We start from the raw sequence: 22,752 nt of genomic DNA, 5'->3' as shown, positions 1-22,752 counted from the left end.
CATCCCGGTCAGCCCAGCGCGGGCGGAGCGTCCTGGGGCGCGGTGCCCCAGGCCGACGGCTCGCTGCCCACCGTGAAGGTGAGCGAGCGGGCCGAGCGGATGTCGTCCGTGGTGAGGTAGGTGCGCGACTGCCGCGCACCGTCGAGCCGGGCCGACTGGATGTAGCGGTTGGTGTCCGACACCCCGGGAGCGCTCACCGTGAGAGAGCCGCGCGGGTAGTACCGGCGGTCGAGCTCGATGTCGACGCGCTCGAACACGGGCGTGGACAGACCCCAGGTGTCGGTGCCCGGCTGGACCGGGAAGACGCCGATCGAGGACAGCACCATCCAGGCGGACATGGTGCCCAGGTCGTCATTGCCCGTCATGCCGGTCGGACCGTTGGTGAAGAGCGTCAGGGCCGCGTGGACCACATCGGTCGTCTGCCACGGCCGGCCGGTGGAGAGATAGGTGTACGGGGCGATGAGGTCGGGCTCGTTCTGCGGGTTGTACTTGTCGGCGTTGTAGTACGCGTACGGGCCGTTGACCCAGACCTCACGGGCGGTCTTCGCGGGGTCGGCCAGCAGCTTGTCGTACGCGAAGAAGGAGTCGAGCCGCTGGTTGGCGGCGTCCTTGCCGCCGATCAGCTCGACCATGCCGGGGATGTCCTGCGGCACCATCCACTGGTACTGCCAGGACGTGCCCTCGTGGAAGCCCTCGCTCGCGGCCGGGTCGGCGGGACCGGTGAAGGCTCCGGAGGCGTCGCGGGCACGGAAGAAGCCGGTCGAGGGGTCGAAGACCTTCCGGTAGTTCTGGGCGCGGGCGTCGTAGCGCGCGGCGTCGGCGTCATGGCCGAGGTCGCGGGCCATCTCGGCGAGCATTCCGTCGGAGAGTGCGTACTCCAGGGTGGCGGAGGCACCGTGGTCGTAGTCCGAGTCGCCCGGCTTGGCGTGCTGACGGTCCTTGATGTACGGGGCGAAGCCGTCCTTCAGGTACTCGGCGTTGGCCTCCCGGCCGACCGGCGCCGAGTCCGCGGCCGGCACACCGTCCGCGTTCTTCTTCAGAGCGCGGAACGCCTGCTCCTCGTACCCCTTCAGCAGGCCCTGCTGGTAGGCGTTGGTGAGGAAGGGGGTGACCGGGTCGCCGGTCATGATGTTCGTCTCGACCGTGCCGTAGCCCCACTTGGGCAGCCAGCCGCTCTCGGCGTCGATCCGCAGGACGGATATCGCCATGTCGCGGGACTCGCGCGGGGCGAGCAGCGAGAGGAGCTGGGCCTGGGTGCGGTAGGTGTCCCAGAGTGACCAGTTCTGGTAGTACGTGAAGCCCTTGGCGAGGTGCTTGTGCTGGTCCCAGCCGGTGTAGCGGCCGTCCACGTCGCTGCCGACGTTGGGCGCGAGGAAGGACCGGTAGAGGGAGGAGTAGAAGGTGCGGCGGAGCTCGTCGCCGCCGCCCTGGGCCCTCACGCCTTCGAGGCGGTCCTCCCAGCTGCGCTGCGCGGCGCGCTCGACACGGTCGAAGCTGCGGCCGCCCTCGGCTCGGATGTTGAGCGCGGCGCCCTTGGCGTCGACGTAGCTCAGTGCCGTGGTGGCCTCGACGGTACGGTCCCGGCTGGTGTCGAAGCGCAGCCAGGCGCCGTTGCGGGCACCGGTGGCGGAGGACTTCTTGGAGCCCTCGGTGACGGTGTCGCCGTTCCAGGTGCCGGAGGTGGTGAACGGCCGGTCGAAGTGGGTGACGGTGTAGACCGTGTACGGCTTGGTGTCCTGGCAGAAGCCGCTGCCGGTGATCGTGGTCCGCACGGTGCGGCTGTCCAGGATCTCGACCTCGGAGGAGAGCGTCCTGTGCAGCGACTGGCCCGCGTTGAGCAGGACGTTGGCCTTGTCGGTGGCCGGGAAGGTGTAGCGCTGCACACCGGTGCGCTGCGTCGCGGTCAACTCGGCGCCGATGCCGGTCTTGAGGCCGACCCGATAGTAGCCGGGGCTCGCCTTCTCGTCGTCGTGGCTGAACTCGGCCGCGTACGTGGCGTAGTCGGTCTCGGTGACGTCGCCGGTGGTGGGCAGGGTCGGCAGGTCGCCGCCCAGGCCGCAGCCGACGCCGGAGAGATGGACCGCGGAGAAGCCGCGGATGTGGTTCTCGCCGTAGTCGTAACCGGTGTTGTGGCCGGTGTCCGGGGAGAGCTGCACCATACCGAAGGGCACGGAGGCGCCGGGGTAGGTGTTGCCCTCGTTCTGGGTGCCGATGAACGGGTTGACCAGATCGGTCAGCCGGCCGTCGGTCCGGGGCGCGGCCTGGGCCGTGGCCCCGGGGTACAGGACACCTCCCAGGAGAGCGACGGCGGCGAGTGCGGCCGCCGGGCCGCGCAGTCGGGGCCGTGGGGTCCGGTGCATGGGGGTACTCCTTCAGACAACGTTGTCAGAGCGCGAACATTCTTGGTTGCCCGTTGATTCACGTCAAGGGGTCGGACGGTGCCGCTCCGGCCCGCCAGCGCACGGTACGGGCCGGAGCGGCACCATCGGTCAGGCCGCCGGGCAGCCCGCGACGACCGGATTCGAAGCGTCGCGGATCAGCGCCTGCTGGGCGTCGTGGACCCGCTTCACATCGGGTTTGGCGACCCTGCGGTCATAGGTGAGCAGACCGTTCAACTCGCCCTCCACGTCCGAGATCTGCGTGTACACCGCGCCGTTGCCCCCCTTGCATGCCAGCGCGCGCACCTCGTCGATCTTGGCGAGGTAGTCGTCGGTGTACGTGGCCGGGTCGACCGCGATGTACGACTGCTGCACGGCCCAGGCATGGCCCGGAACCGCGAGGCCGAGTCCGCCGTACTCACCGCTGATCAGGGCCCGTCGGCCGTCCGGCTTCGGCAGGGCGGGACTCGGGTAGCCGTGCTCGTCGATGATGTCGCCGGTGCCTGCGTCGACGCCGAGGTTGATCCCGGACATGCTGTTGACCAGGCGTGTCGGGTCCCAGGACTTGGCCTGGTCGGCGATGCGGGCCTCGTCGTACTGGCCCCAGCCCTCGTTGAAGGTGACCCACATGACGACGGACGGGTGGCTTGAGTGTTCGTCGATCATCTCCTTCATCTCGTGCTCGTACTCCGTGCGCGCGGCGGCCGACGGGTTGACGGTGTTCATCGCCGGCATGTCCTGCCAGACCATCAGGCCCAGCTTGTCCGCCCAGTAGAACCAGCGGTCGGGCTCGACCTTGATGTGCTTGCGCACCGAGTTGAAGCCCATCGCCTTGTGCATCTTCAGGTCGTACGCGAGTGCCTCGTCGGTGGGCGCGGTGTGCAGCCCGTCCGGCCAGAAGCCCTGGTCGAGGGTGGCCATCAGGAAGACCGGCTTGCCGTTGAGGACGGTGCGCGGGGTGCCGTTCACCTTCTCGACGGCGATGGACCGCATCCCGAAGTAGCTGCCGACCCGGTCGGATCCGACGGTGACCTCGAGCCGGTAGAGATGCGGATCGTCCGCGGACCACAGGTGCGGGCGCGGGACGGGTACCTTGAGCGCCGATCCGGTACGGCCGGTGGCGGTGCCCACCTTGCGTTTGCCGTCGTACGCGGTCGCCGTGACCGGGACCCCGGCCCGCACGCCGCACGCCTCGACGGTGACGCTCGCGCCCGGGACGTCCGGGGTGAGCTTCAGCGAGTCCGCGTGGTCGGCGGCGACCGGCTCCATCCACACGGTCTGCCAGATGCCGGAGGACGGGGTGTACCAGATGCCGCTCGGGTCGAGGCGCTGCTTGCCCATCGGCGGGTTCTCGCCGTCCTTGGCGTCGGTGGGGTCGTAGACGCCGACGATCAGCTCCTGGGTGCGGCCGGGCCTCAGCGCGTCGGTGACATCGGCGCTGAACTTGTCGTAGCCGCCCTTGTGTTCGACGACGCGCTTGCCGTTGACGTACACCTCGGCCTGCCAGTCGACGGCGCCGAAGTTCAGCCGGAGCCGCTTGCCGGAGCCGATCTTCCAGTTCTTCGGGACGGTGAAGGTCCGGCGGTACCACATGCGGTCCTCGTGCCGTTCGATCCCGGAGAGCTGGGATTCGACGGGGTAGGGGACGAGGATCTTCTCGCCGAGTTTCCTGCCGACCGGGGGCCGCTCCCCCGCCTTCGCCGCGGCGAACTCCCAGGAGCCGTTGAGGTTTTGCCAGTTGTCGCGGGTGAGCTGGGGACGCGGGTACTCGGGGAGCGCGTTCTTCGGCCCCACCTCGTCGGCCCACTTCGTGCTCAGCTCGTGCGTGGAGTGGTTCGGCCCGCTGGACCAGAAGGCGCCGACCGGCTTGCCGTCCTGGCCGGCCAGCGCGCCGTCGCCGTCGTAGCGGATGTCGGCCAGGCCCGTGGCGTTCCCCGCCTTGTTCCCGACGACCGGTTCCTTGAGTGCGACGGTCAGAGCGCGTGGATCCTTGGGGTCGGCCTTGACGGCGCCGAGCGGCCACTCGGCTCCGCCGATCACGGCGTCGAGGTGGTTCACCAGACCGGTCGGCGGCGCCCCGAGCTTCTGCGCGAAGTCCAGCTTGAGGGTGCGGCCGTCGGCGAGCACGGTGGCGGCGATCGCCCCGTCGTACGCGAAGTCGTCGGGCAGCCGGAAGGCGGACTGCGGCACGGGGACCTTGGTGCCGCCCGGTTCGGTCCACTTGAGGTGCAGGTTGGAGCCGCCTTCGTGCTCGAAGTACTCGACCTTGAGGTCGTAGGCGGTCCCGGTGGTCAACTCGACCGGCTGGGAGGTCTGTTCCCGCTCCCAGTCGTCGACCCAGTGGTCGATGACCGGCTTCCCGTCGATCCAGAGCCGGAAACCGTTGTCCCCGATCATGGAGAAGACATGCGCGCCGGTCTTCTCCGGCACGATCTTTCCGGTCCACCGGATGCTGACGTCGTCGGACTGTCCGGTGGCCGAGGCCAGCCGCGACTCCAGCGTCGGGAAGTCGATGGCCGGATCGAATCCGGTGGCCTTGAGCTCCCCGAAGTCGAAGGCTCCCGGGGCGGACTGGGTGTAGTACTCCCCCTTCAGCCCGTGCACGTCGGCCGAGCCCCCGGGGTCCTGATCGGCCGCCGAGGCAGCGGGTACGGCGGACAGTCCCGCGGCGCCCACGACGGCGGCGAGGAGCAGGACCAACTTCTTTCTGATGCGCACGGATCCTCCTTGTGAGGAAGGGTGGCGGCTCGTTGCAACAAGATGTACAACGTTGGAAGGAATGGCAGTTGGCATGACAGCACGACGAGTGCGGCGCTGTCCAGGTGCATGACAAGCCCCGTGCGGAAGGAGCGACACCGGCAGAATCGCACGGCGCATCGGCGCGCAGCGCAGTACGGCGCGACCCCGCCGCGCCGCTCTTCGGCGCGCCCGCCACCAGCCATTTCGTACGCTGCCGCAGGCCCGGGAGCGTCCCTGAGCACCCGTGAGCGCCCGGGAGGAGCCCGCGTCAGACGCTGCCGGGACGCCTGCCTTCCCGGGGGCGCGCAAGTGTTCCGGGCGCGCTGTCGAAGACGCAGTCACCGCACAGGCCGCCACCCGGACCGCGGTAGTAGAGACAGCAGTTGCGCCGGCGGAAGCCCGGGCCGTGCGGGGTACCGGTGTCACGCAGATCGGGGTGGTCGAAGAGTTCGGCCGCCAGGGTGCGGGTGCGTGCGGCGACATCCGGCCGGCCGTGCGTACGCGCCCAGCCGATCAGCTGGCGTACGGCTCCGGCCAACGCGGATCCGGCGTTGCCCCACAGGAGCCGGGACGAGACGGCCGTGTCGCGGCGGACCGCCGCGGCGAGCGGTTCGAGGTGGCCGTACTGGACGACGGCCCTGATCCGGGCGGCGGTGCCCGGCAGCAGTTCGGCGGACTCCGTCCACAGGTCCTCGGGCGCCTGCCGGTGGGGATCCCAGTGGAGGGTCTGCGCCCGCAGGTCGGGAAAGCGGCCGGAGAGCGCAGCCGGCCCCAGCGCGGTGGACCACAGCCGCGCGGCCAGCCCCAGCTGCGCGACGGAGGCGGCGACCCGGCGCTCGGACGTACCGAGCCGTTCGGCGACGGTGTCGATCCGCGAGGTGAGCGGTGCGGCCTCCCCCGCGTACAGGCACGCCAGCGCCCGGCGCCCGCCGTCCTGCGGCGGGGTCGCCCGCAGCGCGAAGAACGCGCCCACCGAGGCCGCTTCCGGCTCGTCCATCGTGCTGCCCGCTCCGCTCCCGGCCACCTGTCGTGACGCCGCGGACACCAGGAGTGCCACGGCTGTCCGTTCACCGTATCCGCAAGGGATGATCGTTCTGATGCCGGTCGTAGCGAGGACTACCGTCAGGAGGAGGACACCGGAACCGCCCCCGTACTACCAAAGCAGTACGCCGGATCGCCGTCTCAAGGACGACGACGCGGCGGCTTTGAAGGGACATCGTGGTGTACATGAGTTCCCTCGCGCTGTCCGTGCTGCTGTCACTGGTCTCCGCGGTCGCCTACGCGGCCGGCGCGATCGTTCAGGAGCGCGTGGCCACGGTCTCCGACGGCCGCTCGCTCGCCCCGCTGCGCAACCGTGTCTGGTGGGCCGCGGTGGCGCTGAACGGCGTGGGTGCGGCTTTGCACGTGGTGGCACTGGCGTACGGCCCGCTCAGCCTCGTGCAGCCGCTGGGGGCCCTGACCATCGTCTTCGCCCTGCCGATGGCCGCGCTCTTCGTGCGCCGCAGGGCCGGGGCCACCGCCTGGCGCGGCGCGATCATGGCGAGCGTCGGCCTGGCGGGTCTGCTCGCCCTCACCGGAAGCTCCGACGCGCACACCCTGGGCGGCCCGCAGCAGTTGATGCTCGGCACGGTGACGTTCGGTGCGGTGGCGGCGCTCGTCCTGATCTCCAAGGCGATGCGCCGGCCGGTGCTCCGGAGCGTGGTCCTGGCCGGGGGCGCCGGTGTGGCCTTCGGTATCGCCTCGGTGTTCACGAAGACCGAGGCCATGGAGTGGACCTCGGGTTCGGTGGGGTCCGGTCTGCCGACCCTGCTGGTGATCGCGGCCCTCGCGGCCACCGGCCTGCTGCTGTCCCAGGCCGCGTACCGGGGTGCGGGTCTGACCGCCCCGCTCGCGACGGTGACCGTGGTGAACCCGGTGGTCGCGGCGGCCGTCGGCATCACGCTGTTCGATGAGCAGTTCCGGCACGGCCCCTCGGGCGCGATGCTCGCCCTCGTCTGCGGGGTCGTCGCGGCCGGCGGGCTGATTCTGCTCACCACGGAGCGGATGGGTGCGGAGCGCCGGCAGGCGCAGCAGAAGGCCGGCGGTGGCGGGGAACGGCAGGCCGCGGGAAGCAATGAGGACGAGGTTTCGGACGCTTCGGACGCCTCCGCCGCGCCCGACACGACCGCGCCCGTGCCCGCCTCACCCGACGCGACCGCGCCCGTCGCATCCAGCGCGCCCGCACCAGGCGCCTTCTCCGTCGTCGGCACGGATTCCGGGGATTTCGGCGGGCCCGCGGGCTCGCCGGACCCGGCGGGCGCTCCGCTGCAGCCGGTCCGGACGACGCCGACCGTGGTGGCGTTTCCCGAGCCCGCGGGGACGGGGCTCTCGACCTCGGAAACGTTTCCCACCCCGCCGTCGCCGCCTGTACGGATGACACCGGAGCGCCGGGTGGGGCAGGTCGGGTTCGGCCCGGCCGCACGGCCGGGCACCGGCAGCGCACGACGCGGCGGGGCGTCCGCCGGGCCCACCACCCTGCCCGCCGCTGCCGCCGTAACGGCCGGTGCCGCCGGGCAGGGCGGGCACGTTCAGACCTTGACGCCGGCCGCTCGGAGGTAGGCCAGCGGATCGACGTCGGAGCCGTACTCGGGGCCGGTACGGACCTCGAAGTGCAGGTGCGGTCCCGTCACGTTGCCGGTTGCGCCGGAGCGGGCGATGCGCTGTCCGCCGCCGACATGCTGTCCGGCGCGCACATGGAGCGCCGACAGATGCGCGTACTGGCTGTACCTGCCGTCGCTGTGCCGGATGACGATCTGGTATCCGTACGCCCCGCCCCAGCCTGCCGTGACGACCGTGCCCGAGGCCATCGCCTTGACCGAGGTGCCGGTGGGAACCGGGAAGTCGACGCCGGTGTGGTACCCGCTCGACCAGGAACCGGCCTGGCGGTACTGGGTGCCGGTACGGGCCTCTATCGGGGCGATGATCGCGCTGTGCTTCGCGGTGTGCTCGGCCTTGTGGGTCTGCGCCTTCTTCGGCTGCTGCTTCGGCTGGGCCGTCTGCTTCGGGTGTGCCTGTTGCGTGGTCCGCTTCGGCTCGGGCCGCGGAGCCCGCTTCGGCGTGGCCGCTTCCCCGGGCCGGGCCGCGGGCTTCGGGTCCGCCTTCGGCGCGGTCTTCGTGCTCGCCCTCGGGGTCCCCGCCAGGTCGAGGCTGAGTCGCTGACCGGGGAAGATCAGGTCCGGGTCGTCACCGACGACCTTGCGGTTCGCCGAGTACAGCCGCTGCCAGCCGCCGAGATCACGGTCGGCCGCGATCCCGGAGAGCGAGTCGCCGCTCGCCACGGTGTACGAATCGCGCTTGCCCGGCACCGTCGTCGGCGTGGCGGCCCCCGAGGTCCGCTTCGCCTGCGCCTTCTTGGGCGCCGGGGTCCTGCCGTCGGTGGCGGCCCGCTTCGGCGTCACGACCTCGGCCGTACGTTCGCTCTGCGTGCTGATGCGGGGAGAGCCACCGCCCTGCGTCAGGCCCGCCTCCGCGGAACAGACCGGCCAGGCGCCCGGCCCCTGCCCCTTCAGGACCTTCTCCGCGATGGCGATCTGCTGGTCCCTGCTGGCCAGGTCGGCACGTGGCGCGTAGTCCGCGCCGCCGTACGCCGCCCAGGTCGACCGGGTGAACTGCAGCCCGCCGAAGTAGCCGTTTCCGGTGTTGATGTGCCAGTTGCCGGTGGACTCGCACGCGGCGACCTTCTCCCACACATCCCCTGACGCGGCACCCGCCGATGCGGCGGCGATGAGCGGGAGGGCTAATCCCGCACCACCCGCCGTGACCATCACCGAGGCGCGGTTGATGCGGCTCGGCTGGTATCTGCGGTGCCGTCCGTTCGCGGCCATGACTTGGCTCCCCCACTGGCTGTAGGACACGTCGCAAGCGGTCAACTTATGTGCTGACAACGGGTGATGACAAGGGCGCGACCGGTGACCCGAGTACGCCCCGCGCGACCGTTCCCCATTGACACGGCCGACGTCGGCCAGCGACGCTGGGCCCGGCACGTTCGGGAGAGCGCTCTCCGGCCCTGGAGGGCGCCGGGTTGAAGGGCATGGCCGTCATGACGGACGTAGAGATCGATCCGCTGCTGGAGAAGCTCGACGCGGCGCAGAAGGTGCGTCTGCTGACCGGCGAGAGCAACTGGCGCACCTACCCCGAACCGGCCGCCGGACTGCGCCCCCTCACCTTCTCCGACGGACCGGCCGGAGTGCGCGGCGAGACATGGGACGAGCGCGAGACCTCGCTCGTACTCCCCTCCCCGACCGCGCTGGCCGCCTCCTGGGACGAGCGGCTGCTCACGGATCTCGGTGCGCTGCTCGCCTCCGAGGCCCGCCGCAAGGGCGTGGACGTGCTCCTCGCCCCCACCCTGAATCTGCACCGGTCCCCGCTGGGCGGGCGGCACTTCGAGTGCTTCTCCGAGGACCCGCTGCTCACCGGGCGGACCGGGGCAGCACTCATCAGGGGCATCCAGTCCGGCGGGGTCGCGGCCACCGCCAAGCACTTCGTCGCCAACGACGCCGAGACGGACCGGCTGAGCGTCGATGTCCGCGTGGACGAGCAGACCCTCCACGAGGTCTACCTCGCCCCCTTCGAGGCCGCGGTGGAGGCCGGGGTCTGGGCCGTCATGTCCGCGTACAACAAGGTCGACGGCGCCACCATGTCCGCCTCCCCGCTGCTGGAGAGCCCGCTCAGGAGCGCCTGGGGGTTCGACGGAGCCGTGGTCTCGGACTGGGGAGGTGTGCGCACCCTCCTGGACACCGCGCGCTCCGCGCAGGACCTGGCGATGCCCGGCCCCGAGGGCCCCTGGGCGGCCGGCCTGCTCACCGCGCTGGAACGGGGACTGGTCTCCGCCGAGGCGGTCGACGACAAGGTGCGGCGACTGCTGCGGCTGGCGTGGCGGGTGGGTGCGCTCGGCTCGCCCCGGCCGCCGCGGCGGCCCGCGGTGACCCCCGCCGCCCGGCGGGCGCTGCTGCGCCGGGCCGCCGCCGCCGGTTCGGTGCTGCTCCGCAACGAAGCGCGGCTCCTCCCGCTGGACTCGGTGGGACTGCGCTCGGTCGCGGTCATCGGCCCGCACGCCACGGCGGTACGGATTCAGGGAGGCGGCAGCGCGGAGGTCTTTCCCGACTCGGTGGTGACTCCGCTGGCAGGGATCCAGGAGGCGCTGGACGGGGGCGCGACGGTCGCATACCGGCCGGGACTGCCGCCGTCGCCCCGGCCGCGCCCCCTCGGCCGGGACTGGTCGCGCGATCCCCGGTCCGGCGAACCCGGCGTGCTTGTGAGGCTGTTGGACGAGAACGGGGCCGAACTGCACGCCGAGCACCGGTTGTCCGGCCGGATCGTGGAGCCCTCGGTCGTGGTCGACGGCGCCGCTTGTGTGGAGATCCGGGCGCTCGTCCGGCCCCCGGTGGGCGGGGTGTGGACCTGGGCGGTGGGTGGCTGGGGCGCGATCTCGCTGTCCGTCGGCGGCCGGGAGGTGCTGGCCGGCACCTTCCCGCTGGACAGCGACGATCCCACCCGGGTCCATGTGGCGCCCCCGGAGCACTGCGCGCGGGCCGAACTCGCCGCGGGCGAGGAGGTGGAGGTGGTGGCGCGGCGTTCGCTCGCTCCGCGTTCCGGAGTCGCGACAATCCTCGCCGCCGCCTCACCCGCCGGGGACGCGGCCGCCGCGCTCGCCGAGGCCGTGGACGCCGCACGCGCGGCGGAGGTCGCGGTGGTGTTCGTGGGTACGACCGAGCAGAGCGAGTCCGAGGGGCACGACCGCGAGAACCTCGATCTGCCGGAGGGGCAGGACGCGCTCGTACGTGCCGTGGTGCGGGCCAACCCGCGCACGGTGGTCGTGGTGAACTCAGGCGGTCCCGTCGCCCTGCCCTGGCACACCCGGGTGCCCGCGCTGCTGCTCGCCTGGTTCCCGGGGCAGGAGGCCGGGGACGCGCTGGCGGACGTGCTGTTCGGGCGGGCCGAGCCGGGCGGCCGGCTGCCGACCACCTGGGGCGCCGCCCAGGACGACGTACCGGTGCTCAACACCCGCCCGGACCCCGACGGGCGGCTCCGCTACGAGGAGGGCCCGCACATCGGCCATCGCGCCTGGCTGCGCTCCGGCTCCGCGCCCGCCTACTGGTTCGGCCACGGGCTGGGTTACACGGACTGGGAGTACGAGGAGCTGACGGCCCCGGCGCGGGTACGGGCCGGGGAGCCCTTCGACGTACGGGTACGGGTGCGCAACTCGGGACGGCGGCACGGCCGCGAGGTGGTCCAGGTCTATCTGGCCAGGAGCGGTTCGGCGGTCGAGCGGCCGGTACGCCGGCTGATCGGATACGCGGCCGTCGAGGCGAAGCCCGGGGAGAGCGTGGTCGCGGTGGTGCGGATGTCCGGGCGGGCGCTGGCGCACTGGTCGGCCGAGCGGCACGGGTGGGAGACGGAGGCCGGCGAGTTCACGCTGCTCGGCGGCCGTTCGGCGGGCGAACTGCCGCTCACCGCGACACTGACGGCGACCGGGGCGCCGCCATCGCCCGGTACCGGCGTTCCCGAGGTGCCGGATCTCGATGGAGAGCGCTCTCCGTCAATGCTATAAATGCGCTCATGACGGATGATCTGCGCTCGGCCGGTACACCCACCCTGGAGGACGTGGCGAGGGCGGCCGGCGTCTCCCGCGCCACCGTCTCCCGGGTGATCAACGGGGTACGCAATGTCGACCCGGTGATCCAGGAGGCCGTGCGCCGGGCGGTCGCCCGCACCGGATACGCGCCCAACCGCGCGGCACGCTCCCTGGTGACACGGCGCACCGACGCCATCGCGCTCGTGGTCTCGGGCGCCGGGGTCGAGTCCGAACCCGCGGACGGTACGCGGGCGGCCGGAGCCGAAGCCGCGGAGGCGGGCGAGCCCGACAGCGGCTCCGTGTTCACCGCGCAGGTCTTCGCCGACCCGTTCTTCGGCCGGGTGGTGACCGGGGTGGTCAACTACCTGCGGCCGCGCGGAATGCACCCGGTGCTGATGTTCGCCGAGACGTCACGGGCCCGGGAGGACGTGGTCTCGTTCCTGCGCCAGGGCAGCGCGGACGGCGCCCTGGTCGTCTCGACGCACGCGGAGGACCCGCTGCCCGGCCTGCTGACGGACGCGGGGCTGCCCGCGGTGCTGTACGCCCGGCCGGCCCGCCCGGTCCGGATCAGCTATGTCGACCTCGCCCACCAGGACGGTGCGGGGCTGGCGGCCGAGCATCTGCTGGCGCGGGGCTGTCGCCGTATCGCGACCATCACCGGGCCGCTCAACGTACCGGCCGGGCAGGAGCGGCTGGCCGGTTTCCGCGACACGATGGCGCGGCTCGGGCATCCGTACATCCCGATCGCCGAGGGGCAGTTCACCCAGGAGAGCGGCGAGGCCGCGATGGAACGGCTGCTGGTCGAGCATCCCGACCTGGACGCGGTGTTCGCGGCCAACGACCTGATGGCGGTGGGCGCCTGCCATGTCCTGCGGGAACACGGGAAACGGGTGCCCGAGGACGTCGCGGTGATCGGGTTCGACGACAGCAGCGCGGCGTCCGCCTGCCGCCCGCCGCTGACCACGGTCCGCCAGCCGGTCGAGGCGATGGCCGCCGAGATGGCCCGGCTGTTGATCGAACGGCTGGAGAAGCCGGACGGGGCGGCGACCTCTGTGATCTTCGAACCGGCGCTGGTGGTGCGGGACTCGGCGTAGACCGGCGCAGAGCCCCGGCCGTGTCCGCGGAGCCCCGGCGGGCGTTGCGCCTCCCGGCCACCGCGACACGGAACGGTGAAGCCCCGCGCGCGGGTGCGCCGGTCAGCGCCCTCGCCATGACGCACGGGCGGCGGCCCCACAGGCCCCGCCCCGTCACACAACGCCCCGTCCCACAACGCCTCGCCCCGCCCGGTCCCGCCTCACCCCGTCGCGTCCGAAGCGGTCCGCGGGCGCTCCCTCTTCCGCACGGCGTCCGCGGCGGTCCGGAACCCCGGCGCCGGGGTGCTGGGCCCGGGCTCGGGAGCGGGGCGGCTGCCGCCTCTGGCGAGGAAGGCGGCCAGCGGAAGCGTCGCGGCGCCGACCGTGACCGCGTCGGGGCCCAGCCGGCCCATCTCGATCGTGGTGCGGGCCGCGGCGTGCCGGAGCGCGTACTCCTGCGCGTAGCGACGGATGTCGGGCAGCAGGTGCGGTCCGATCAGCAGGCCCGCCCACCCCCCGAGCAGAATGCGTTCGGGCAGGAAGAGGTTGATCAGGTCGCCGAGGGCCGCGCCCAGGCATTCGGCCGTCTCGTCGAGCAGCGAGACCGCCAGCGGGTCCGGCTCACCGCCGGGACCGGGGTAGGCCGCGGCCAGCAGCGCGGCGAGAGCGGTCTCGTCGTCCGCTTCGGCGGGCAGCGGGCCCCCCGCCTCGTGCCAGCGCTCGCGCATCGCCTCGGCGCCCGCGTAGGCCTCCAGACAGCCGATCGAGCCGCACCGGCAGCGGCGTCCGCGCAACTGCACAGTGGTGTGGCCCCATTCGAGGGCCATGCTGCTGCGGTCCTCGTCGAGCAGGTCGCCGTGGTTCACACAGGCGCCGACGCCGGAGCCGATGAGCGCGATGGCCGAGGCTCCCGCACCGCGTCCGCCGCCGAACCACATCTCGGCCTGGCCCAGCGTCTTGGCACCGTTGTCGATGAAGAACGGCACCTCCGGCGGGACCGGGACCGCGTCGCGGAGCAGCTGCTCGAAGGGGACGGCGCTCCAGCCGATCGTCTGGCCGTGGACAACGGAGCCCACATCGCCGACGGCGCCCTCCGGAGCGTCCCGCTCGATGATCCCCGGGACGCCGATCCCGATGCCGAGCAGCCGGCGCGGGTCGGCGCCGGCGTCGCGCAGCACATCGGCGACCCCGCTGCGGACGTGGCCGACGATGCGGCTGACGTCGTAGCCGTGCTGGGCCAGCAGCCTTTCGGTGCGGGCGAGTTCGGTGAGGGCGAGGTCGAAGAGCTCCACCCTGATCCGGGTCTCGCCGATGTCGATACCGATCAGGAGCCCGCCCCCTGGCGCGACGCGCAGCAGCGTGCGGGGACGGCCACCGTCGGAGTCGACGACGCCGGCCTCCTCCAGGAGGCCCTCGGCGGCGAGTTCCGCGACGACGTTGCTGATGGATCCCGAACTCAGCCCGGTGGCGGGACCGAGCTCCTGGCGGCTCAGCGGGCCGTCGAAATACAACCGTTGCAATACCCTCGCCCGGTTGCCCCGTCGCAGGTCACGCACGGTCCGTCTGTTGCGCTCAGCCATGTGGCTCCTTCCCTTCCCGCAACATACCGTGACCGCCGGACTTGACGCGACCTTCCCTCACCTCTTAAATCACGTCATAAATTAAGGCCTGAAAGACCGTTCGGTGCCCGAACACGGCACGGCCTTCCTCCCCGGAAAGGGGCCATCCAGCATGCGCACCATCAGAGCCGCAGCAGCCGTCACCCTCGCGATCTCCATCGCCGCCGGCGTCACCGGCTGCGGAGGCGGTTCGTCCGCCAAGGGCGGCAGCAACGATTCGCCGAAGACCCTCACCTACTGGGCGTCCAACCAGGGCCCCAGCATCGAGGCCGACAAGAAGATCCTCACCCCCGAACTGAAGAAGTTCGAGGAGCAGACGGGCATCAAGGTCAAGCTGGAGGTCGTGCCCTGGGCCGATCTGCTCAACCGGATCCTCGCCGCCACCACGTCCGGTCAGGGCCCGGACGTACTGAACATCGGCAACACCTGGTCGGCCTCGCTGCAGGCGACGGGCGCGCTGCTCCCCTGGGACAAGGCGAACTTCGACGCGATCGGCGGCCGGGACCGCTTCGTCGACTCGGCGGTCGCCTCGGCCGGCGCGGAGGGCAAGGACCCCTCCGCGGTGCCGCTGTACTCGCTCGCGTACGCCCTCTACTACAACAAGAAGAGCTTCGCCGACGCGGGCATCAGCAAGCCGCCGGCCACCTGGGACGAGCTCGTCGCGGACGGCAAGAAGCTCTCCAAGGACGGCAAGTGGGGGCTGGGCGCCGAGGGCGCCAACCTCTCCAACAACATCCACCAGACCTTCGTCCTGGGCCAGCAGCACGGTGCGGACTTCTTCGACTCCGCCGGCAAGCCGACCTTCACCTCGGACGGCGCCGTGGCGGCGGTGAAGCAGTACATCGACTTCATGGCCAAAGACAAGATCATCGCTCCGGGCAACGCGGAGTACGCCCAGAACCAGTCGCTGACGGACTTCGCCAAGGGCAAGACCGCGATGGTGCTCTGGCAGGCCGCGGCCTCCACCTTCGCCGCCCAGGGCATGAAGCCCGAGGACTGGGGAGCGGCCCCGGTCCCCGTCGGGTCCGGCACCCCGGGCACCGGCAAGAGCACCAACTCCATGGTCGCCGGCATCAACATGGCGGTGTTCAAGAACACCAAGAACATCGACGGCGCCAAGAAGTTCGTGAAGTTCATGACCAGCGACGCCGAGCAGAAGCTGCTCAACAAGACCTACGGATCGATCCCGCCGGTCAAGACCGCCCAGGCCGACGCGGCGTTCTCCGCCCCCGACCTGAAGGTCCTGCGTGACACCCTCGCCACCAGTGCCGCCCCGCTGCCGCAGGTGCCGAACGAGTCGCAGTTCGAGACGGCCGTGGGTACGGCGGTCAAGGAGCTGTGGGCCGATGCCGCAGCCGGACGCCCCGTGACCACCGAATCCGTCAAGGCGCGCCTCGAAAAGGCCCAGCAGACGATGCAGCAGTAAGGCTCCCTCATGACCGCCACCGTGACCACCGACAGCAGCACGGAGAAGTCGGACAGGGTGACGAGCCGGGGAACCGGGGGTGCGCGCAGGAGACTGCCGCGCATCCCCGACCGGATCCGCCAGGGCGGACTGCCCTACCTCCTGCTCCTGCCGGCCGTCCTGCTCGAACTCCTCGTCCACGTGATTCCGATGATCATCGGAATCGTGATGAGCTTCCGCGAGCTCACGCAGTTCTACATCAACAACTGGGGCGGAGCGCCCTGGAGCGGCTTCGACAACTACAAGATCGCCGTGGACGTCAACGCCCCGATCGGCGAGGCGCTGCTCCACTCGTTCTTCGTCACCTGCGTCTTCACGTTCTTCGCCGTCGGCCTGGCCTGGCTGTTCGGGGTCGCGGCGGCGATCATGCTGCAGGAGAACTTCCGCGGCCGGGGCTTCCTCCGGGCGATCTTCCTCGTCCCGTACGCCCTGCCGGTCTACGCGGCCGTCATCACCTGGGCCTTCATGTTCCAGCGGGACAACGGCCTGGTCAACCACGTGCTCCACGACCAGCTCGGGCTGACCGACCAGCCGTCCTTCTGGCTGATCGGCGACAACAGCATCTACGCCCTGATCGTCGTCTCGGTCTGGAAGGGCTGGCCGTTCGCCTTCCTCATCGTGATGGCGGGGCTGCAGAACATCCCGCGCGAGCTGTACGAGGCCTCCGCGATCGACGGCGCCGGCATCTGGCAGCAGATCCGCAAGATCACGCTGCCGGCGCTTCGCCCGGTCAACCAGGTCCTCGTGCTCGTCCTGTTCCTGTGGACGTTCAACGACTTCAACACCCCGTACGTGCTGTTCGGGAAGGCGGCACCGGAGAGCGCGGACCTGATCTCGATCCATATCTACCAGTCGTCGTTCGTCACCTGGAACTTCGGCACCGGATCCGCCATGTCCGTACTCCTGCTGCTCTTCCTGCTGGTCGTGACGGCCGCGTACCTGCTCATCACCTCACGCGGAAGGAAGGGCGCCGATGCCTAGCCAAGCCCAGTCGGCCGCACTGCCGGGGGCGCCGAAGTCCCCGGCCCGGAGGCGGTCCCCGATGGCCGCGCCGCAGTCCTTCCTCTGGACCCGCCGCGTCATCCTGACCTTCCTGGCCGCCTTCGCCCTGCTGCCCGTCTATGTGATGATCAGCAGTTCACTCAAGCCTCTCCAGGACGTGTCGGGGAAGTTCCACTGGATCCCCTCCGGGCTGACGGTCCAGCCGTACTTCGACATCTGGGAGACCGTCCCGCTCGCCCGGTACTTCGTCAACTCCCTGGTCGTGGCCGGTTCGGCGACGGTGCTCTCGGTGATCATCGCGGTGTTCTCCGCGTACGCCGTGAGCCGCTACAAGTTCCGCGGCAAACGCGTCTTCACCGTCACGGTGCTCTCCACCCAGATGTTCCCCGGCATCCTCTTCCTGCTCCCGCTGTTCCTGATCTTCGTCAACATCGGGAACAGCACCGGCATCGCCCTGTACGGCTCGCGCGGCGGACTGATCCTCACGTATCTGACGTTCTCCCTGCCGTTCTCCATCTGGATGCTCATCGGCTACTTCGACTCGATCCCGAAGGATCTGGACGAGGCCGCCCTGGTGGACGGCTGCGGACCGCTCGGCGCCCTGTTCCGGGTCGTCGTGCCGGCCGCTGTGCCGGGCATCGTCGCCGTCGCCGTGTACGCGTTCATGACGGCCTGGGGTGAGGTGCTCTTCGCCTCCGTCATGACCAACGACACCACCCGCACCCTGGCCGTCGGCCTCCAGGGCTACGCCACCCAGAACGACGTGTACTGGAACCAGGTGATGGCCGCCTCGCTCGTCGTCAGCGTCCCGATCGTCGCCGGGTTCCTGCTGCTTCAGCGGTACCTCGTCGCGGGCCTCACCGCGGGAGCCGTCAAGTGACCTCTTCGGAAAGGAAGTCAGTGAACGACCTGAGCGCCCTCCCGGCCGACTTCGCCTGGGGCGTCGCCACGGCCGCGTACCAGATCGAGGGGGCCGTGGCGGAGGACGGCCGGGCCCCGTCGATCTGGGACACGTTCTCCCACACACCCGGCAAGGTGGCCGGCAACGACACCGGCGACGTGGCCTGCGACCACTACCACCGGGTTCCCGAGGACATCGCCCTCATCAAGGAGGTGGGGGCGGGCGCCTACCGCTTCTCGCTCGCCTGGCCGCGTATCGTCCCGGGCGGCGACGGCCCCGTCAACAAGGCCGGACTCGACTTCTACGACCGGCTGGTCGACGGCCTCCTCGACGCCGGGATCACCCCGTTCGCCACGCTCTACCACTGGGACCTCCCGCAGGCGCTCCAGGACCGGGGCGGCTGGACGGTCCGGGAGACGGCCGAGCACTTCGCCGCGTACGCGTCGGTCGTCGTGGAGCGCCTCGGTGACCGGGTGAAGGACTGGGCGACCCTCAACGAGCCGCTCTGCTCCGCCTGGATCGGCCATCTGGAGGGCACCATGGCGCCGGGTCTCACCGACCTGACCGCCGCCGTCCGGGCCTCGTACCACCTGCACCTCGGGCACGGTCTCGCCGTGCAGGCGATCCGCGCGGCGTCCCCGGACGCGCGCGTCGGCATCGTCAACAACCTCAGCCCGGTGGAGGCCGCCACCGACCGCGAGGCCGACCGGGCCGCAGCCGTGCGCGGCGACGGCCACACCAACCGCTGGTGGCTCGACCCGATCCTCGGGCGCGGCTACCCGCAGGACATGGTCGACCTGTACGGGGTCGAACTCCCCGTACAACCGGGCGACATGGACATCATCGCGGCGCCGCTCGACTGGCTGGGCGTGAACTACTACTTCCGCCAGGTCGTCACCGCCGACGCGACCGGTCCCGTCCCGCACGCCAAGCAGGTCTACCTGCCCGGCTCGCGGCACACCCACATGGACTGGGAGGTGCACGCCGAGGGCCTGGAGCAGCTGTTGCTGCGCCTGACCGAGGAGTACGGCGTTCAGCGCATCTACGTCACCGAGAACGGCTCGGCCTACCAGGATGTCGTCCTGGCCGACGGTTCGGTGCACGACCCGGAGCGGACCCGGTACCTGGAGGAGCATCTCGCCGCCTGTGCGCGCGCCGTCCGCAAGGGCGCTCCGCTCGCCGGATACTTCGCCTGGTCGCTGCTGGACAACTTCGAGTGGGCGTACGGCTACGACAAGCGGTTCGGTCTGGTCCACGTCGACTACGCGACGCAGCGCCGCACCGTCAAGAGCAGCGGCCGCCGCTACGCCGAGCTGATCCGCGAGGCGACAGCGGGCCACTCGGGCAGGACCGCCTGAAGTCCCGGGCCGGCCCCTGAGGGCCGGCACCTCCGGCCGCGGTGGACGACCACCGCGGCCGGAGGTTTCGCATGCCCCGGCGCCGCTGCCGGGCGTGCACCGGGAGGGGCGCCCGCTCGGCGTCGAAGCCGTGGGCCGGTGTGCTCACCCGGCTCCGCCGCTGAACAGGACGTTCCCCGGTCCCGTGGCCATACTGGACATCGCGGCATCTCAGCGTCCCGGCGTCCCGCCCCCCAGAGATTGCAGGAGCACACAGATGAGCGGCACTGCGCAGATCGGCGTCACCGGACTCGCGGTGATGGGCCGCAATCTGGCCCGCAACTTCGCCCGTAACGGCTTCACGGTCGCGGTGCACAACCGTACGACCGCGAAGACCGATGCCCTGGTCGAGGATTTCGGCGACGAGGGGGCCTTCGTCGCCGCGCACACGCCGCAGGAGTTCGTCGCGGCGCTGGAGCGGCCCCGCCGCCTCGTCATCATGGTGAAGGCGGGCGAGCCGACGGACGCGGTGATCCAGCAGTTCGTCCCGCTGCTGGACGACGGCGATGTCGTCATCGACGGCGGCAACGCCCACTTCGAGGACACCCGGCGCCGGGAGAAGGAACTGCGCGAGCGCGGTATCCACTTCGTCGGCGCCGGCATCTCGGGCGGTGAGGAGGGCGCGCTGAACGGGCCGAGCATCATGCCGGGCGGTTCGGCCGAGTCGTACGCATCGCTGGGGCCGATGCTGGAGAGGATCGCGGCGAAGGCGAAGGACGGCACGCCCTGCACCACCCACATCGGGCCGGACGGCGCAGGTCACTTCGTCAAGATGGTGCACAACGGCATCGAGTACGCGGACATGCAGCTGATCGCGGAGGCGTACGACCTGCTGCGCGCGGTGGCCGGCTACTCCCCCGCGAAGATCGCCGAGACGTTCCGCAGTTGGAACACCGGCCGCCTCGACTCGTATCTGATCGAGATCACGGCCGAGGTCCTGGCCCACACCGACGCGGCCACCGGAAGGCCGTTCGTCGACATCGTGCAGGACCGGGCGGAGCAGAAGGGCACCGGGCGCTGGACGGTGCAGATCGCGCTCGACCTGGGCGTACCCGTCTCGGGCATCGCGGAGGCCGTCTTCGCCCGCTCGCTGTCCGGTCACGCCGATCTGCGCGAGGCGGCGAAGGGACTGTCCGGTCCCTCGGCCGCACCGCTCGGCGCGCAGGAGGCGGCTGCCTTCGCCGACCGGGTGGAGCAGGCGCTGTACGCGTCCAAGATCGTCTCGTACACGCAGGGGTTCCACCAGATCCGGGCCGGCAGCGAGGCGTACGACTGGAACGTCGACCTGGGAGCGGTGGCCTCGATCTGGCGGGCCGGCTGCATCATCAGGGCCGCCTTCCTGGACCGTATCCGCTCCGCCTACGCCACACGGCCCGAGCTGCTGAGCCTGCTCTCCGACGCGCAGTTCGCCGAGGAGATCGGCGCGGCGCAGGACGACTGGCGCGCGGTCGTGGCCGAGGCGGTGCGGCAGGGGGTACCCACCCCGGGTTTCGCCGCGGCGCTCTCGTACTACGACGGTCTGCGCGCCGACCGGCTGCCTGCGGCGCTCACCCAGGGGCAGCGGGACTTCTTCGGCGCGCACACCTACCGGCGGGTCGACCGCGAGGGCTCCTTCCACACCCTCTGGGGCGGGGACCGGACGGAGACCGAGGCGGGCTGACCCGGGCCGGCCCGGCGGCGTCAGGCGAGTTTCTTGAGCAGTTCGCCGGCGAGCGGGGCGGCGGAGGCCGGGTTCTGGCCGGTGACCAGATTGCGGTCGACGACCACGTGCGGGGCCCACGGCTCGCGCTCCTGGAAGTCGGTGCCGATCTCCACGAGGCGGTCCTGGAGCAGCCACTTGGCCTTGTCGGCGAATCCGGCCTGGCTCTCCTCGGCGTTGGTGAAGCCGGTGAGCCGGTAGCCGGTGAAGGCGTTGGTGCCGTCGTCCTTCGTGGCCGCCAGCACGGCGGCCGGGGCGTGGCAGACGATCCCGAGGGGCAAGCCCGAATCCAGCACCCGGAGCAGCAGTTTCCCGGAGTCGGCGTTCACGGCCAGGTCCTCCATGGGGCCGTGCCCGCCGGGGTAGAACACCGCCGCGTAGTCCGCCGGATCCACGTCCTCCAGTTTCAGCGGCTGCTGGAGTTCGGTCATGGAGGCGAGGACGGCCGCCACCCGGTCGGCGTTCTCCTGACCGCCGTTGACCTCCGGCGCCAGGCTCCCCCGGTCCACGGTCGGCACCACAGCGCCGGGGGTGGCGACGACGATCTCGTACCCGGCGGCCTTGAACCGCTCGTAGGGCGCGACGGCCTCCTCCGCCCAGAAGCCGGTCGGGTGAACGGTCCCGTCGGCGAGGGTCCAGTGGTCGGAACCGGTCATCACGAAAAGGATCTTTGCCATGTCACATCTTCCGCAGGGCCCTGGCGTCATCCGCCCGGGACGGTTTCGCACGATGTCGCCTCGGATCCGGAGCGACATCGTGCCGACGAGCCCGACCGTACGGCTGTGAACCCGCCGGACCCGGCAGGTTCGGCGCGGTGAGCCACAGCGCAGCCAATGGGATGACGTGAATGGAGCAGACGGCGGGCATCCGTCCCGGTCCGGCGGAGCGTCCGCCGCGCGGACCGGGACGTGGCGGAGCCCCGGCCCGTGCGAGGGAGGCCGGTACGGTGGACGTCGCGCCGCCGCAACCGTCGCACCGCCCGGCACGGCGGAGCGACGGCGCTTTTCTTCCGGGGGGCCGGTTGCCCGGAAGGTTCGAGCGCATCGGAGGCTCTGTGGCAATCGACATCAATGAACCGTTCGGCCAGAACTGGACCCACGCGACGCAGTTCGGCATCGCGTTCGGTCTCTCCTGCGTGATCGGGATCGAACGCGAGATCCGCCAGAAGGCGGCCGGTCTGCGCACGTACACGATCGTCGGGCTCGGGGCCGCCCTCTTCACCCTGGTCAGCAAGTTCGGCTTCTCGGACGTGCTGGTCACCGGGCAGGTCGAGTTGGACCCGTCCCGGGTGGCGGCGCAGATCGTCTCCGGCCTCGGGTTCATCGGCGGCGGCGTCATCTTCGTCCACCGCGGTTCGGTCAAGGGACTGACCACGGCCGCGTCGATCTGGCTGACCGCCGCGGTCGGCTGCGCGGCCGGAGCGGGTCTGCCCTTCCTGGCCACGCTCGCCACCCTCGCCTACTTCCTGGTGTCGTACGGCGTCCGCCCGCTGGCCCACCGGCTCCCGGCGCTGCGCTATGCCTCGATCGGCTACCGGATCACCTACACCGAGGGCCTGGGCGCGCTGCGGGAGCTGGTGAAGCACTGCACGGAGGCGGGGTTCGCGATCTCCGAGCTCACCACGATCGCCGCCGACGGCGAGGGAATGTTCCGGCGCCGTCGCCCGCCGGAGACCGTGCACCCGCCGGAGCGGACCGTCGAGGTCGCGCTCAGCGTGCAGGGCAGGGGCGATCCGGACGCGCTGATGGCCCGGCTGTCGGGCACCACGGGGGTGCTGGCGTGCAGCCGGAGTGACCTCGCGGACGAGTGAGCGCGGCGCCCCGGCGGGTGGGCCGGGGGCATCACCCGGCGGCTCGGGCGGAGGAC

15 protein-coding genes are annotated in these 22,752 nt (G+C 71.2%); 9 read left to right on the top strand and 6 right to left on the bottom strand.

What is annotated here, in order from left to right; genetic code table 11:
- Positions 1–8: 8 nt before the first annotated feature.
- The 3 genes from FHX80_RS28985 to FHX80_RS28975 all read right to left on the bottom strand — a co-directional run bounded on the left by FHX80_RS28985 (position 9) and on the right by FHX80_RS28975 (position 6,114).
- Positions 9–2,360: a GH92 family glycosyl hydrolase gene (locus tag FHX80_RS28985; protein ID WP_145766895.1), complete on the bottom strand. Its 2,352-nt coding sequence runs from the start codon at positions 2,358–2,360 to the stop codon at positions 9–11.
- 129 nt (positions 2,361–2,489) lie between these two features.
- Positions 2,490–5,171 carry a PA14 domain-containing protein gene (locus FHX80_RS28980; RefSeq protein ID WP_145766894.1) on the bottom strand — a complete coding sequence of 894 codons (2,682 nt, stop codon included), beginning with the start codon at positions 5,169–5,171 and terminating at the stop codon, positions 2,490–2,492.
- Between the two features lie 214 nt (positions 5,172–5,385).
- Complete coding sequence (locus tag FHX80_RS28975) at positions 5,386–6,114, bottom strand: (2Fe-2S)-binding protein (protein ID WP_145766893.1); 729 nt, start codon at positions 6,112–6,114, stop codon at positions 5,386–5,388.
- A gap of 230 nt (positions 6,115–6,344) precedes the next feature.
- Between FHX80_RS28975 and FHX80_RS28970 the strand changes: the two genes are divergently transcribed.
- Positions 6,345–7,715 carry a DMT family transporter gene (locus tag FHX80_RS28970; protein WP_280118765.1) on the top strand — a complete coding sequence of 457 codons (1,371 nt, stop codon included), beginning with the start codon at positions 6,345–6,347 and terminating at the stop codon, positions 7,713–7,715.
- On the opposite strand, the gene FHX80_RS28965 is transcribed toward FHX80_RS28970, so the two are convergent.
- A complete protein-coding gene (locus tag FHX80_RS28965; RefSeq protein WP_145766891.1) occupies positions 7,685–8,980 on the bottom strand; it encodes a transglycosylase family protein in 1,296 nt (431 codons plus the stop codon). The genes FHX80_RS28970 and FHX80_RS28965 overlap by 31 nt on opposite strands.
- A 206-nt stretch (positions 8,981–9,186) precedes the next feature.
- Here FHX80_RS28965 and FHX80_RS28960 point away from each other — a divergent pair, with 206 nt between their 5' ends.
- Together FHX80_RS28960 and FHX80_RS28955 are read left to right on the top strand one after the other, a co-directional pair.
- Positions 9,187–11,706: a glycoside hydrolase family 3 C-terminal domain-containing protein gene (locus FHX80_RS28960; protein ID WP_425281698.1), complete on the top strand. Its 2,520-nt coding sequence runs from the start codon at positions 9,187–9,189 to the stop codon at positions 11,704–11,706.
- 8 nt (positions 11,707–11,714) lie between these two features.
- Positions 11,715–12,824: a LacI family DNA-binding transcriptional regulator gene (locus FHX80_RS28955; RefSeq protein ID WP_145766889.1), complete on the top strand. Its 1,110-nt coding sequence runs from the start codon at positions 11,715–11,717 to the stop codon at positions 12,822–12,824.
- Between the two features lie 200 nt (positions 12,825–13,024).
- Here the strand turns inward: FHX80_RS28955 and FHX80_RS28950 are convergent, their stop codons facing one another.
- Positions 13,025–14,383, bottom strand: a complete 1,359-nt coding sequence (locus FHX80_RS28950) for an ROK family transcriptional regulator (protein ID WP_208764755.1) — start codon at positions 14,381–14,383, stop codon at positions 13,025–13,027.
- 151 nt (positions 14,384–14,534) lie between these two features.
- Between FHX80_RS28950 and FHX80_RS28945 the strand changes: the two genes are divergently transcribed.
- From FHX80_RS28945 to gndA, 5 genes are all read left to right on the top strand, one after another.
- On the top strand, positions 14,535–15,848 hold the full coding sequence (locus FHX80_RS28945) for an ABC transporter substrate-binding protein (protein ID WP_145766888.1): 1,314 nt from the start codon (positions 14,535–14,537) through the stop codon (positions 15,846–15,848).
- 9 nt (positions 15,849–15,857) lie between these two features.
- On the top strand, positions 15,858–16,868 hold the full coding sequence (locus FHX80_RS28940) for a carbohydrate ABC transporter permease (protein ID WP_145766887.1): 1,011 nt from the start codon (positions 15,858–15,860) through the stop codon (positions 16,866–16,868).
- Positions 16,861–17,769: a carbohydrate ABC transporter permease gene (locus tag FHX80_RS28935; protein WP_145766886.1), complete on the top strand. Its 909-nt coding sequence runs from the start codon at positions 16,861–16,863 to the stop codon at positions 17,767–17,769. The genes FHX80_RS28940 and FHX80_RS28935 overlap by 8 nt, the downstream gene beginning before the upstream one ends.
- Positions 17,770–17,789: 20 nt before the next feature.
- The gene (locus FHX80_RS28930; RefSeq protein WP_145766885.1) at positions 17,790–19,148 is read left to right on the top strand and encodes a GH1 family beta-glucosidase; all 1,359 of its coding nucleotides are present in this window, start codon (positions 17,790–17,792) and stop codon (positions 19,146–19,148) included.
- Between the two features lie 256 nt (positions 19,149–19,404).
- Complete coding sequence (gene gndA, locus FHX80_RS28925; protein WP_145766884.1) at positions 19,405–20,847, top strand: NADP-dependent phosphogluconate dehydrogenase; 1,443 nt, start codon at positions 19,405–19,407, stop codon at positions 20,845–20,847.
- 20 nt (positions 20,848–20,867) lie between these two features.
- Here gndA and FHX80_RS28920 read toward each other — a convergent pair whose 3' ends face one another.
- Positions 20,868–21,563, bottom strand: a complete 696-nt coding sequence (locus FHX80_RS28920) for a type 1 glutamine amidotransferase domain-containing protein (protein WP_145766883.1) — start codon at positions 21,561–21,563, stop codon at positions 20,868–20,870.
- Between the two features lie 377 nt (positions 21,564–21,940).
- On the opposite strand from FHX80_RS28920, the gene FHX80_RS28915 reads away from it, so the two are divergent.
- A complete protein-coding gene (locus FHX80_RS28915) occupies positions 21,941–22,696 on the top strand; it encodes an MgtC/SapB family protein (RefSeq protein ID WP_145766882.1) in 756 nt (251 codons plus the stop codon).
- Positions 22,697–22,752 lie beyond the last annotated feature (56 nt).

The sequence above is a fragment of the Streptomyces brevispora genome (assembly GCF_007829885.1).
Classification (GTDB): Bacteria; Actinomycetota; Actinomycetes; order Streptomycetales; family Streptomycetaceae; genus Streptomyces; species Streptomyces brevispora.
This window is presented reverse-complemented; position numbering and strand designations above follow the sequence as displayed.

Excerpts from the sequence above, each read along its gene's own strand:
- FHX80_RS28985 (WP_145766895.1), bottom strand. The coding sequence starts at position 2,360 with ATGCACCGGACCCCACGGCCCCGACTGCGCGGCCCGGCGGCCGCACTC.
- FHX80_RS28950 (WP_208764755.1), bottom strand. The coding sequence starts at position 14,383 with ATGGCTGAGCGCAACAGACGGACCGTGCGTGACCTGCGACGGGGCAAC.
- FHX80_RS28920 (WP_145766883.1), bottom strand. The coding sequence starts at position 21,563 with ATGGCAAAGATCCTTTTCGTGATGACCGGTTCCGACCACTGGACCCTC.
- FHX80_RS28970 (WP_280118765.1), top strand. The coding sequence starts at position 6,345 with ATGAGTTCCCTCGCGCTGTCCGTGCTGCTGTCACTGGTCTCCGCGGTC.
- FHX80_RS28975 (WP_145766893.1), bottom strand. The coding sequence starts at position 6,114 with ATGGACGAGCCGGAAGCGGCCTCGGTGGGCGCGTTCTTCGCGCTGCGG.
- FHX80_RS28940 (WP_145766887.1), top strand. The coding sequence starts at position 15,858 with ATGACCGCCACCGTGACCACCGACAGCAGCACGGAGAAGTCGGACAGG.
- FHX80_RS28945 (WP_145766888.1), top strand. The coding sequence starts at position 14,535 with ATGCGCACCATCAGAGCCGCAGCAGCCGTCACCCTCGCGATCTCCATC.
- FHX80_RS28980 (WP_145766894.1), bottom strand. The coding sequence starts at position 5,171 with ATGCCAACTGCCATTCCTTCCAACGTTGTACATCTTGTTGCAACGAGC.
- FHX80_RS28965 (WP_145766891.1), bottom strand. The coding sequence starts at position 8,980 with ATGGCCGCGAACGGACGGCACCGCAGATACCAGCCGAGCCGCATCAAC.
- FHX80_RS28960 (WP_425281698.1), top strand. The coding sequence starts at position 9,187 with ATGGCCGTCATGACGGACGTAGAGATCGATCCGCTGCTGGAGAAGCTC.
- FHX80_RS28935 (WP_145766886.1), top strand. The coding sequence starts at position 16,861 with ATGCCTAGCCAAGCCCAGTCGGCCGCACTGCCGGGGGCGCCGAAGTCC.
- FHX80_RS28955 (WP_145766889.1), top strand. The coding sequence starts at position 11,715 with ATGACGGATGATCTGCGCTCGGCCGGTACACCCACCCTGGAGGACGTG.
- gndA (WP_145766884.1), top strand. The coding sequence starts at position 19,405 with ATGAGCGGCACTGCGCAGATCGGCGTCACCGGACTCGCGGTGATGGGC.